This is a genomic window from Paenibacillus sp. MSJ-34 (assembly GCF_018918005.1).
Taxonomy (GTDB): Bacteria; Bacillota; Bacilli; order Paenibacillales; family Paenibacillaceae; genus MSJ-34.
In genome coordinates, this window is sequence record NZ_JAHLPR010000034.1 from 19836 (window position 1) to 32387 (window position 12552).

14 protein-coding genes are annotated in these 12552 nt (G+C 50.0%); 8 read left to right on the forward strand and 6 right to left on the reverse strand.

Features of this window, described 5'->3' with window-relative positions; all coding sequences use genetic code 11:
• Window positions 1-225 precede the first annotated feature (225 nt).
• The 3 genes from KQI79_RS17590 to tkt are packed head-to-tail and all read left to right on the forward strand — an operon-like array spanning window position 226 to window position 5045.
• Window positions 226-1275: an NAD(P)-dependent alcohol dehydrogenase gene (locus tag KQI79_RS17590; RefSeq protein WP_253298229.1), complete on the forward strand. Its 1050-nt coding sequence runs from the start codon at window positions 226-228 to the stop codon at window positions 1273-1275.
• 46 nt (window positions 1276-1321) lie between these two features.
• Window positions 1322-3007 (forward strand): ribulokinase, encoded by a 1686-nt coding sequence (locus tag KQI79_RS17595; RefSeq protein ID WP_216539601.1) that lies wholly within the window; start codon window positions 1322-1324, stop codon window positions 3005-3007.
• 28 nt (window positions 3008-3035) lie between these two features.
• Window positions 3036-5045, forward strand: a complete 2010-nt coding sequence (tkt, locus tag KQI79_RS17600) for a transketolase (RefSeq protein ID WP_216539602.1) — start codon at window positions 3036-3038, stop codon at window positions 5043-5045.
• A gap of 123 nt (window positions 5046-5168) precedes the next feature.
• On the opposite strand, the gene KQI79_RS17605 is transcribed toward tkt, so the two are convergent.
• The 5 genes from KQI79_RS17605 to KQI79_RS27690 form a co-directional block, all read right to left on the reverse strand.
• Window positions 5169-6683, reverse strand: coding sequence for a glycosyl hydrolase family 18 protein (locus KQI79_RS17605; RefSeq protein ID WP_216539603.1), 1515 nt, complete (start codon window positions 6681-6683; stop codon window positions 5169-5171).
• 120 nt (window positions 6684-6803) lie between these two features.
• Window positions 6804-6986, reverse strand: a complete 183-nt coding sequence (locus KQI79_RS28315) for a hypothetical protein (RefSeq protein WP_356711414.1) — start codon at window positions 6984-6986, stop codon at window positions 6804-6806.
• On the reverse strand, window positions 6961-7401 hold the full coding sequence (locus KQI79_RS17610; protein WP_356711417.1) for a hypothetical protein: 441 nt from the start codon (window positions 7399-7401) through the stop codon (window positions 6961-6963). Before KQI79_RS17610 ends, KQI79_RS28315 begins: the two co-directional genes overlap by 26 nt.
• A gap of 84 nt (window positions 7402-7485) precedes the next feature.
• Window positions 7486-7899 carry a S66 peptidase family protein gene (locus KQI79_RS27685; RefSeq protein ID WP_367398212.1) on the reverse strand — a complete coding sequence of 138 codons (414 nt, stop codon included), beginning with the start codon at window positions 7897-7899 and terminating at the stop codon, window positions 7486-7488.
• A gap of 76 nt (window positions 7900-7975) precedes the next feature.
• Window positions 7976-8242, reverse strand: coding sequence for a S66 peptidase family protein (locus tag KQI79_RS27690; RefSeq protein ID WP_253298230.1), 267 nt, complete (start codon window positions 8240-8242; stop codon window positions 7976-7978).
• 109 nt (window positions 8243-8351) lie between these two features.
• Here KQI79_RS27690 and KQI79_RS17620 point away from each other — a divergent pair, with 109 nt between their 5' ends.
• The gene (locus KQI79_RS17620) at window positions 8352-9221 is read left to right on the forward strand and encodes an immunoglobulin-like domain-containing protein (RefSeq protein WP_216539605.1); all 870 of its coding nucleotides are present in this window, start codon (window positions 8352-8354) and stop codon (window positions 9219-9221) included.
• 32 nt (window positions 9222-9253) lie between these two features.
• Window positions 9254-9787: a hypothetical protein gene (locus KQI79_RS17625; protein ID WP_216539606.1), complete on the forward strand. Its 534-nt coding sequence runs from the start codon at window positions 9254-9256 to the stop codon at window positions 9785-9787.
• Between the two features lie 18 nt (window positions 9788-9805).
• Here the strand turns inward: KQI79_RS17625 and KQI79_RS17630 are convergent, their stop codons facing one another.
• On the reverse strand, window positions 9806-10255 hold the full coding sequence (locus tag KQI79_RS17630; RefSeq protein ID WP_216539607.1) for an SRPBCC family protein: 450 nt from the start codon (window positions 10253-10255) through the stop codon (window positions 9806-9808).
• A gap of 85 nt (window positions 10256-10340) precedes the next feature.
• Between KQI79_RS17630 and KQI79_RS17635 the strand changes: the two genes are divergently transcribed.
• The 3 genes from KQI79_RS17635 to KQI79_RS17645 all read left to right on the forward strand — a co-directional run bounded on the left by KQI79_RS17635 (window position 10341) and on the right by KQI79_RS17645 (window position 12480).
• On the forward strand, window positions 10341-11135 hold the full coding sequence (locus KQI79_RS17635; protein WP_216539608.1) for an AraC family transcriptional regulator: 795 nt from the start codon (window positions 10341-10343) through the stop codon (window positions 11133-11135).
• 16 nt (window positions 11136-11151) lie between these two features.
• Entirely contained in the window at window positions 11152-11634 is a 483-nt protein-coding gene (locus KQI79_RS17640; protein ID WP_216539609.1) for a GNAT family N-acetyltransferase, read from the forward strand.
• A 117-nt stretch (window positions 11635-11751) separates the two neighbouring features.
• On the forward strand, window positions 11752-12480 hold the full coding sequence (locus tag KQI79_RS17645; protein WP_216539610.1) for a YwaF family protein: 729 nt from the start codon (window positions 11752-11754) through the stop codon (window positions 12478-12480).
• The last annotated feature ends 72 nt before the right edge of the window (window positions 12481-12552 follow it).

A 12552-nucleotide genomic window follows, 5' to 3' on the forward strand; every position in this document is an offset into this window, starting at 1 on the left:
TATCATTGACAATTTGAATATATTACACACTGGAAGCGGTGTCAACTAGAAAAAAAGCATTTTTTTCGATTGGAAAATAATTTCTGCCCGAAAAAATGGGCCGAATAAGAAAAAGTTGGATTCATTACTTAAATTTTTTTCTTCCTAAGAGTTTACATGATAAACTTTATAATTTATGATATGGATATATTTTAACATGAATACATGAGACGAGGAGTAAGAGACATGAGCAAAACAATGAAGGTAGCCATTATGAATACGGTGGGAAAATTAGATTTCGAACAAAAGCCGCTTCCCCAAGTGAAAGATGACGATGTATTAATTAAACTGGATTACGTCGGAATTTGCGGTTCGGATATGCATCTGTTTGAAAACGGTTTTATCGGAGAAAAGCATGTAACGGAGCCGATTGTTCTAGGACATGAACCGGGCGGAGTGGTAGAAGCGGTCGGAAAAAATGTTACGGATCTGAAGCCGGGAGACCGCGTTGCCGTAGAACCGGGCATTCCATGCTATACATGCGATTATTGCAAATCAGGAAGATACAACCTTTGTCCGAAGGTGTATTTCTACGCCTCTTTGCCTGTTCTCGAAGGATGCTTTGCCGAGTACATTTCGCATCCCGCCAATCTATGCTTTAAGCTGCCGGACAATGTAAGCACGATGGAAGGGGCGTTAATGGAACCTTTGGCCGTCGGCATGCATGCAGCCTTGCAATCCGGCGCTCAAGTCGGAGCGTCTGCCGTAATCTTAGGCGCAGGGGCGATCGGTCTGCTCACAATGCTTTCTTTAAAAAGCATGGGCGTGCACAATATTACGGTTGTCGACCTGGTGGAGAATCGCTTGGAGAAAGCCAAACAATTAGGCTGCACCCATACCGTTAACGCCACCGAAGGCAATGCCATCGACGCCGTCATGGCGTTAACGAACGGCGAGGGTGCGGATTACGTATTTGAAACGGCCGGCGCCGAAGCAACGATTTTGCAAACCGCCAAAATGGTCAAACGAGGCGGAACGATCGTTCTTGTAGGGTATACAAGCAGCGGCAAAGCGCAAATGCATGTGAACAATATTATCGACAATGAAATTACAATCAAAACGGTATTCCGTTACCGCAACATTTATCCCAAGGCGATCGAGGCCGTATCCAAAGGAATCATTCCGCTGAAAGATATCGTTTCCGATATTTTTGAATTTGACCGCATTCAAGAAGGAATGGAGAAATCGATTCAGCAGAAAGACAAAGTAACGAAATGCGTCATTCGCATCCGCTAACCGCATCTCGAGCTTGCCGCTATCTGGATAAAGAGGAGGTCTTGACTTGGAAAACAAAGCAAGCATGATTGTTGCCGGCGTGGATTTTGGCAGCGACTCGGTACGAGTCGTTATGGCGGAAGGAGCAACGGGCCGAACTGTTTCCGAAGCGTCCTGCGCCTATCCGCGCTGGTCGCAAAGATTATATTGCAACGATGAGATCAGCCAATTCAGGCAGCATCCGTTAGATTACATCGAAGCCTTCACCGCTGCCTTTACAGCGGCGCTGCGCGATGCCGGCGAACATGCCGGCGGGCGTTTGCGCGCCATCGGCATCGATACCACCGGATCGACGCCATGTCCTGTCGATGGAGCGGGTGTTCCCTTGGCATTGAAACCCGAATTCGCACATAATCCGAATGCCATGTTCCATTTATGGAAGGATCATACCGCGATTGCGGAAGCGGAAGAGATTAACGCCGTCTTTTCCTCGGCAACTTCGGTCGACTATACGCAATATCAGGGCACCTATTCTTCGGAATGGTTTTGGGCCAAAATTTTGCGCACGATACGACAAGATGAAGAGGTAAAAAAAGCTGCCTATACGTGGATTGAACATTGCGATTGGTTTGCGGGCCTGCTGACCGGACAAACGGATCCGCTGGCGCTGTACCGCTCTTCCTGCGCGGCAGGCCATAAAGCCCTTTGGCATAGCGCTTTTGACGGTTTGCCGGCGGATGAATGCCTTCAGCAATTGGACCCCTATTTAGTATTAATAAAGAAAAGATACGGCGCCGGGCCTAAGCATGCCGACACGGCGATCGGTACGATTTCCAAAGCGTGGGCCGTACAATTAGGCGTGAATGAACAAGTCGTCATATCCGGCAGCTCTTTCGATGCTCATGCCGGAGCGGTCGGAGCAGGCATCAAGCCGCACACTTTAGTCAAGGTCGTAGGAACTTCCACCGTCGATATGATGATCGAGCGGTCGGAGCGCTTGCAGAATAAAGAGATGAAGCATGTATGCGGAATGGCCGAACATTCCATCGTCCCCGGATACGTAGGGATTGAAGCCGGACAAGCCGCCTTCGGCGATATTTTCGCATGGTTCAAATCGCTGTTAATGTGGCCGGTCGAGCAAATGCTTCGGCAAACGGAAGTCTTATCGGAAGACCAAAAAAAGCTGCTGCAACAACAATGGTCGGAGCAGCTGCTGTACCGGCTTGAAGCGGCGGCAAAAGAAATCCCGTTGCTTGCGGCGAATCAAATCGTCGCTTTGGATTGGTTTAACGGCAGACGATATCCCGTTTTAAATGAAAATGTGAAAGGAACGATTGCAGGGCTGAATTTAGGAAGCACTGCGCCTGCGATTTACCAAGCGCTTATCATGTCGGCTATTTTCGGCGCCAAACGCATTTTTGACAGTTTTATCGAACACGGGCTTCGAATCGACCGCATCATCGTCATTGGCGGAATCGCCAACAAATCCCCATACATTATGCAAATGATGAGCGACGTATTGGGCCGGCCGATTATGATCAGCAAAGAAGACCAGGTCTGTGCGAAAGGAGCGGCCATATACGCCGCCGTCGCTGCCGGTTTGTTCGCAAGCATCGAAGAAGCGCAGCAGATCTATTGCGAACCGTACGAAGCCGATTTTAATCCGAACCCCGATAAGCAGCAAGACTATGCCGTAAAATACGAGCAGTATCTCAAACTGGCGCAAAATATTGAGGATTTTCATCGTTTATAACCTATTTTCTTGCAAAGGACGTGCATCTATGATGACGAACATCGAACAGTTATCCGTTCAATCGCTGCGCAGCTTATCCATTGATATGATCGAACAGGCCAATTCGGGACATCCCGGCATGCCGCTCGGCTGCGCCCCGATGGCCTATACGCTGTGGACCAAATTTATGAACCATAATCCGAACAATCCGGCTTGGTTCGACCGGGATCGCTTCGTTCTGTCCGCCGGTCACGGCTCTAGCCTGCTTTATAGTTTATTGCATCTTTCCGGCTATGCTTTGTCGATGGACGATCTCAAACAATTCCGCCAGTGGCAAAGCAAAACGCCGGGGCATCCGGAGTATAAGCATACCCCGGGAGTGGATGCTACGACCGGTCCCCTCGGTCAAGGCATTGCGACCGCAGTAGGGCTGGCCTTAGCGGAACAGCATCTTGCCGCCGTGTACAATCGGCCCGATCTGCGCATTGTCGATCACTTTACGTACGCCATTTGCGGCGACGGGGATTTAATGGAAGGCATCTCCTATGAAGCCGCCTCGCTTGCCGGACATTTGAAATTGGGCAAATTAATCGTGTTGTACGATTCCAATGATATCTCTTTGGACGGCGAGTTGCATATGTCGTTTTCCGAAAATGTACAACAAAGATTTGAAGCCCAAGGCTGGCAATATGTTAAGGTAGAGGACGGCAATAATGTAGAACAAATTTCGCATGCGCTGGAACTCGCCAAAGCCGATCTTACAAAGCCTGCGCTCATTGAAATCAAAACGACTATCGGCTACGGTTCGCCGAATAAAGCCGGCAAATCCGCTTCGCACGGCTCGCCGTTAGGTTCCGAGGAAGCGAAATTAACGAAACAGGCATTGCAATGGGCTCACGAAACCCCTTTCTATGTACCTGAGGAAGTATACGCTCATTTCCAAGCGGAAATCGTGCAAAGGGGCATGAATCGAGAAAAGGCGTGGCAGGAGCTGTGGAACAAATATGCCCTTGCTTATCCGGAACCGGCCAAGCAACTGCAGGCGGCGATCGAAGATCAGCTTACGTTGAACTGGAAAGAAATCTTGCCTGAATATGCATTCGGAAGCTCCGCCGCAAGCCGGGCCGTTTCCGAAGAAATCGTTAACGCGCTTGGGAAAGAATTGCCGAGCGTCATCGGCGGCTCCGCCGATCTTGCAAGTTCCAACAAAACGATGATCAAACAGGCCGAACCGTTCTTGCCGCAATCCTATCACGGCAAAAATATTTGGTTCGGAGTCAGGGAGTTTGCGATGGGAGCCATCCTCAACGGGTTGGCCTTGCATGGCGGATTAAAACCGTATGCCGGTACGTTTTTCGTATTTTCCGATTATTTACGCCCGGCGATTCGTTTGGCGGCGCTCATGGGCTTGCCTGTGACCTATGTCTTTACTCACGATAGTATTGCGGTCGGAGAGGATGGGCCGACGCATGAGCCGATCGAACAACTGGCTTCCTTGAGAGCCATGCCTAATTTGTCCGTCATCCGTCCGGCGGATGCCAATGAAACGATAGCTGCCTGGAGATTAGCCCTGGAATCCAAGAGCACTCCTACTGCGCTTGTGCTTAGCCGGCAAAATCTGCCTACGATGAAGGATACGCGCCTGCTTGCTTACGAGGGAGTTTCCAGAGGCGCATACACGATATCGAAGAGCAAATCCGGCAGTCCGCAGGCTTTATTGCTCGCGACCGGCTCCGAAGTTCATCTTGCCGTACAAGTTCAACAAGCGCTGGCGGAAGAACAAATCGATGTCGCTGTCGTCAGCATGCCTTCCTGGGATCGCTTTGAGAAGCAAAGCGCGGAATATAAACAATCCGTGCTCCCCCCATCCGTCAAGAAACGGATCGCCATTGAAATGGCTTCCTCTCTCGGCTGGGAACGATATGTAGGCATGGAAGGCGATATCATCGCGATTGACAAATTCGGCGCTTCCGCTCCGGGGGAAACGATCATCGAACAATATGGCTTTAGCGTCAATCAAATTGCCGTACGCGTGAAAAAGCTGCTTCATAGCCAATAGGTGAAAAGTTGCAGACATGATGTCTGCAGCTTTTTTTTGTGAAAAAACCGCAACGGTATGTAATACTAAGCCTGTATTTCAATCTAAAAAAGCTGCCAACAAAGGCAGCTTCTTTTCTAACGATTAAGGTTTTAACGATTGCGCCAACCTTGCCAGCAGCGACCCGTCGCGGTCTCCGTTCAATTCCCAGAACATCGCGCCGCCGAGTCCGTTGGATTTGATAAACTCCGCTTTATAACCGATCGATTGCTCATCCTCATAGGAGACGAACTGCCCGGTTTCCGCTTTATATAGATAAGGCACTTTCGTGCTGTCGTTCCAATAGCGGACGAACCCGTTCCCGTTCGCTTCCCAGCGCTCGGTCTTGCCGCCTTCGCAAGGCTGGTACAGCCCGTTGTTGTCCGGAGCGCAGCCGCCCCAGCTTCTGCCGTAGAACGGAATGCCCAGCACGAGCTTCTTAGGCGGAACTCCCGCGTTCAGATGGCCGTTGACCGCGGCTTCGGCATAGAATCGATGGGCATTCGGATCCGGATCGGCCGGATCGAAATAGAGAGGCGCGTTATTCCCGCTGATCGCTTCCCAGTCGCCGTGAAAATCATACGTCATAATATTGATAAAATCGACCGTCGCGCCGACTTGATCCAATTCCGTATTGGCTACATATTTCGGGTTTGCACCGGATGCGATCGTCAGCAAGTAATGCTTGCCGTCCTCCTTGCCCGCGGCGTCCAGCTTCTCGCGGATTTGCTTCAATAACAGCGTGAAGTTCCCCTTATCCTCCGCGCGCCGCACATTCGATTCCAGGCCGGCCTCCACCGGATACTCCCAATCCAGATCGACTCCGTCGAAGCCGTGTTCGCGAATGAACTTCACCGCGCTATCCGCAAATTTGGCCCGCGATTTCTCGGTCAACGCAGCGTCGGAGAAACGTCCCGACCACGTCCATCCTCCCACGCTGACGAGCGTTTGCAGATGCGGATACGTTTGCTTCAATTGCCGCAACGCTTGAAAATCGTCGAGAAACTTGGCGCAATCTTCCCCTTCGCATCGGCCCGGGAACGGTTCTTCCTGTTCCTTGGGACTGCTTAATGCAACCTCTCCGTCTACGATGTTGGCGAACGCATAATTTATATGCGTAAGCTTCGCCCCATCGATATCCGACACTTTCAAATTCCCCCATGATGTGAAGTACGCTACGATTTTATAGGACGGACTGACGACAACCATATTCCGCACCTCATTCCATTCCGCCAAATAACCGGCCGCTGCGGCGACAAATGGCAGCGGAACGTAGACGACCCCGTTCTTCCTTAGCGGAACCGCTTCCAAAACAGTTGATTTATTATTTATGTATGCCTTGTCGCTGTTTAGTTCCATTTCGATGAGCAGCGTATTTTTTTGCAGCGTAAACCGGTTGTTCCGGACGTTCCCCAGCCGCAAATCCAAAGCTTTCGCCAACGGCGCTGCGGCAACGTACAATACATCCCCGGAATAGAAAGGCTCCAAATGTTGAACCGGACGATTATTTACTAGAACTTGCATGTTTGTTGCAACCGTATCTGCCGCAAATACGGATGTCGTACCCAAACAAAGCGAAAAAATGAGGACTGCGATAAGCGTGTGCCATTTCTTCTTCATGCGATCAACCTCCTCGAATGAAACTGATTTCACAGAATCATTATAGAGGAGGCGAAACTTGTACTAGTAGGTATACTTTTCTATAAAATAGGGATACAAATGTCTAATCGTTCGTCAAACTTATTTATGCAATTTGTGAACTTCGGCCTCGACGACGAATAATCTGTCGTTCAGCACCCCGATCTGGCGTTCCTGCATATCCGTTCGCATCGTCAGCTTCTTGTCCATGACTTGGATCATCGCCACGACATCTTCCGTCTGGACATGTTCCATACGATCAAGCTGGTCTTTTACCGATGCCACCTGATTTTCGACCGATGCCAATCTGGTCTCCATCGACGACATCCGATCTTCCATCGATATCATTCGAATCTCCATCGACGATGTCCGATCTTCCATCGATATCATTCGAGTCTCCATCGACGACATTCGATCTTCCATCGATATCATTCGAGTCTCCATCGACGACATCCGATCTTCCATCGATATTATTCGAGTCTCCATCGACGACATCCGATCTTCCATCGATATCATTCGAGTCTCCATCGACGACATCCGATCTTCCATCGATATCACTCGAGTCTCCATCGACGACATCCGATCTTCCATCGTTGTCATTCGGGCTTCCATTCCATCGAGCCTGACTGTTATAGGAGCGAGTTGTTCCTGTAGCACTTCTTTTAACATTTCTTTTAACTGTTCCATTGTCACACCTCAAAGTATAGAGAATGGAGCTATTCTATGTCGTGTTTCTAAGTATATTATAACCGAGGAACAATTGGTATGCAAACGTATGTTCTCGCTAAAGTCTCTCAGCGAACGGATTTTCCAAGAGAATCAGATCGTTCTTAGCTGGGATTAATTCGATCTTCCCTCCGAGCGGGAGGATCAATTTCGGGTCCGTATGCCCGAAATCGACATCGACGACGATCGGTATATGTTCGGCACCGAACTCGCCTTTGATGATATCGATAATGATCTTGTTGAGTTCTATCTTCTCCTCGTCGGAATAATCCTTCGCTCTGCCGAAGATCACCCCTTTGATTTTGGAAAAAATGCCTTGCATGCCGTAATTCCGCAGCATATATCCCACTTGCATCGGCGAAGGCTTGTCTTCCGAAGTTTCGAAGAACAAAACCTTGTCGTTCCAAAACGCTTCATCGGGCCAATAGGCCGTCGATTTCATAAATTCAAGCACTTCAATGCAACCGCCCACAATAACCCCTGTGCTGCGGCATGTCCCTGCAAAAACGTCCATCCCTTCCGATTGTCATAAAAAGGCTGGCATTCGCCTAATGTTTGCAATTTCCCCCAATCTTGATACCGTTTGTCCATTTCCGAAAAGGGGAATACCGATATGGGTAAGAATGAGAAAAGAATATTGATTTTAAGTGGTCCGCATGTTCCGAAGGAAGGCTTTTCAATTGGGCCAGCCCTGCCATAACGGACGGTCCGTAAAATGTTATCACTCCCAAATGATTGAAATACGACAAGAACGTCGTCGCGCCGGAAAAACCCATAATGAATTTAGGATTGTTCCTGACAACCTCCGTATTCAAGAAAGGCAGAATGCGGATCGATTCGTAAATATTGCCCGGGGTTTATCAATAACATATTTGCAACTATTTTCCTGCAGCGTTCGTTTGGAATGCAAGGAGTGATTCGCTTATGAAAAAGCTGGTTTTCATCGTTATCAGTTTGCTGTTATCCGCATGCGCAGGGGCGATTCCGGATTCGGAGAAGGCGCCGTCTGCGGTCATTGATCCTGCCGTCGCCGCTCTCTCGGATACGATAGGCAACCCGGATACGGTGCTCTACTCGGCGATGCTCCCGCCCGACCGGGCGCGCGCCGCGGCCGACGATTACAATCCAAACACCGGCAAATGGTTTGAAGCGGAGAACGGCCTCAATCTGATCGCTTCCTACAGTTCCGGAGTCGTTCGGGCGGGAACGGAGGCCGGCGCCGCAATCGGACAAATTCCGGAAGGTCGCTCGGTCCGGTTTCAAATTACGCGCAGAGACGACGCGGGAAAGAGGTTGGAACTGATCAAGGAATATACGGCGGACGTCACGAATACCGTCAATGGACGCGTCGATTTTTCGCATAAAATGCCTGAGCAGCCAAACGTCAATTACTTGCTCAGCGTCGAAGTCATATCCGCCGAAGGCGCTGTGGAGGATACGCTGCTCTCTCCTCTCTTCGTCCCGCCGAACGAGCTGAACGCGCGGCTTACCGTCGAACCGCCGGCCAAAGGCGCAGAGACCGCCGAATTAACGCTATATAATGCAGGGCCGAATGACTTGTTTCTCGGTTACGGATATACTATGTATCGGAGCGAACCTGCGGGATGGACGTTAGTCCCCATTGAAGGCGCGGTACCGTCCATAGGCATCGTGATCCCGCCGGGCGAATCCTTTCATGAGAAAATTTCGCTTCCCTCGGACCTTGCGCCGGGTTCATATCGGATTGTGAAGCCTTTCGAAGGGCATATGACGGAGATAAGCGTGGATTTAGCGGCCGATTTCGAGATACGATAGATATATCATTCCTATGGAAAGAGGATAACGCCATGTTCGACCCTACCGTTTTCGACAATTTAAAAGTTGCTTTTGAAAATCAATTGTACGATTTGGATAACTTGAGCGGAACGATCCGCATAACCGGCCGGATCGACCGTTTGGAAATGTCGACCATGTCAAGGGAGTTCGCCCTGCAATTTGCGTTGACGGATCAGGATACGGTTAAGGCGGAAATTCGTCTGGCGGCGTCTTTGAAAGATTTAGCGGCGGAAATTCTCGAGGCGCCGGGCGAAACTCCCGGCTGTACGCTGCTGCTGCGCTTTCTTCTTCCGGTGAAAGACATCGCGAAGGAATGCGCAATGATTGAAGACTTGTTGCTGCGGATATGGAAACCCGACCTTCCGCCGGTGCAGACGATAAGCTTCGTATACGGCGGGAAGCACGAGAACTATATGAATACGGTCGAATTGCAATTCAATCGGCAAATTAATGAGGATCAAATGAGGGACATCCCCGAATTAATCGAATATATGCTCCTAACCCTCACGGAATTAAGCGAAACGTTCGGCAAGGACGCCCCATAATCGGGGCGTCCTTGCTCATTACCAGCCAAAATCCATCGTTTTTCCCGTTTCGGCCCAAGTCTTGACGGCGCTTAAAATCATCCACCAACTGCTCTTCGCGTTTTCGAACGATGGGTGATCGGGCGTCCACCGGTCGTTCACCAGGGTCAGTTTCGTGCATTGGCCTACCGTCTCCAGCGTATATGTGATTCTCGATTCGAGCGAAGCATGGTTTTCCCTGTAAGATGGACCGGGATGTTCGGTCATGCTTAACGTTCGGCAAGGCTCGAAAGCCAGAATGGTTCCATACACATGCACGGTTTCTTCGCCGTCGTTGCCCGGTCCGACGTACTCGAAAGAATCGCCGACTTGGAAATTCGATCGAAGCGCGCTTCCGAAAAAAACGCTGCTCGTTCCTTCCGCCGTTGTTAGCGCGTCCCATACCTTCTCGGGCTCCGCATTAATATAAAACTCGTATTTCAATTCCATACGATCCCTCCTTCGTGCTATGATTGATTATATCGATCTATTAGATCGTCGTATTGTAAAAACGCGACAATCGGGAGGGACAAAGATGCATTTAAAGCCGAGCTTAGGCATTTTAAAAATGCGCGACATGGAAAAGAAATATAAGCTTACGCGCCACGCGCCCTCCGGCGACCTTGCATTTTTCGTCAAACATTACTGGATCGTCAGCTGGGATTTAACCGGGGAAGAACCGTACTTGCAGCACGTAATCCCGAACCCGTGCGTCAATATGGTGATCGAACATGGCAAATCAGGCATTTTCGGTCCGGCGAAACATAAATTTTCCTATCTTCTCAAAGAGAAAGGATGCGTCTTCGGCGTGAAGTTTAAACCGGGAGGATTTTACCCTTTCTGCAAAAGACCGATATCCTCGCTCACGGAGCGGGCAGCGACGATCGCTGGCATGTTCGGTGCGGATGCCGGCTGCGTGGAAAGCTCCATCCTATCGCAAACCGACGAACGGAGAATGGTTGAACTGGCGGAGAAGATCTTGCGTCCAAAGCTTCCGGACAAGGACGAGAATATTATATTTGTCAACCGGATCATAGACCGGATCAACGAAGACCGGGACATTATCAAAGTCGATGACGTATGCCGATATTTCCATATCAATATTCGAAAGCTGCAGCGCCTGTTCGACCAATACGTGGGTGTCAGCCCGAAATGGGTTATTAAGCTCTGCCGGTTGCAAAATGCGGCGGAATCGGTCGATCGCGGCCAAGCCTGCGATTGGTTGAAGCTATCCTCCGATCTCGGATATTTCGATCAATCCCATTTTATTAAAGATTTCAGAACCGTAATCGGGCAAACCCCGGAGGAATACGCCCGCGGCAAAAACTAAGCAAGGAGGAACGGCCTTGAAAATACGTAAAGCGGTGCAACGCGAAGCCGGTTTGCTTAGCGAGCTGGCATTTCGCTCGAAAGCTTATTGGGGATACAGCGAAGACTTTATGGAGGCATGCAGGGAAGACTTAACCATCACGCCGGACTTGATCGAATCCTCCTCGGTTTACGTCCTGGAAGACCGAGGGCAAATACAAGGCTTCTACGCCCTCGATCTCGAGCACGACGGCTTCCTCTTAAGAGATTTGTTCGTCGATCCTTCGACAATTGGAAAAGGATGCGGCAAAGCGTTATGGAATCATATGATTCGAACGGCTCACGATTTAAACGCCGCCGAAGTACGCATCCATAGCGATCCGAATGCGGAATCGTTCTATAAGAAGATGGGGGCCAAGCGAATCGGCGAGACGGCGTCCACCGTGTTCCCGGACAGAATACTCCCTCTCATGGCCGTAAGCATTACAGGCGAGACTCCCCAAGGTACTATGCAAAAATAGTACTTCTTCGATCCTCTGCCAACCGGTACACTATATTATATCGTCCCGCACCGGCAGCTTGCCGGTGCGGACGGATTGCGATTTTCATTCGCAAACGGTTGTTAAGGGGGACCATCCATGCCGTCATTTTTCGACGCCAATGTAACCGAAACGTTCACGATGTATTCGATACCGCATATTGCCGGCATCATCGCGCTGATCGCGGTCTTGATCGGCCTGTATGCAAGCAGATCCGCCATTCGAAACGACGACCGGCTGAAACGGATCGTACGGTACGGTATTCTCTGCTCGCTGGCCGTTCCCGAGATATTCCTATACGTTTGGTATGCCGTGAACGGCTTGTGGGATCCGCGGCAGACGTTGCCGCTGGAGCTTTGCAGCATATCGGCAATGCTTGCGGTCGTCATGCTCTGGAGGCGCAGCAAACGGCTGTATCCGTTCGTTTTCTTTGCAGGCATCGGCGGGGCGATGCAAGCCATCCTGACGCCGGATCTGGACTTTCCGTACCCGTATTTTCGCTTCTTCCATTTTTTCATCGTCCATTCCTCGATTATTATCGCCGCCTTATACATGACCTGGATCGAGCATATGAAGCCGACCTGGAAATCGATCAAATATGTCATGCTGGGCCTGAATGCAATCGCCTTGTTCGTCTGGTTCCTCAATACGATCTTGCATTCCAATTACATGTTTTTAATGCGCAAGCCGGAGTCGGCGTCTTTATTGGATTGGTTGGGACCTCATCCCTATTACTTGATTGCCGAGGAAGTGGTCGCTTTATGTCTGTTCGTCGTCATGTATTTGTTGTTTGTTGCCTTGCCGGACCGGGTCGCCAACAAACGTTAAGACCGTTTCAGCCTGTTGATTCATAGGCGAAGCGGTCTTTTTTTGGACAATGAGAAATATTATTTACTTTAC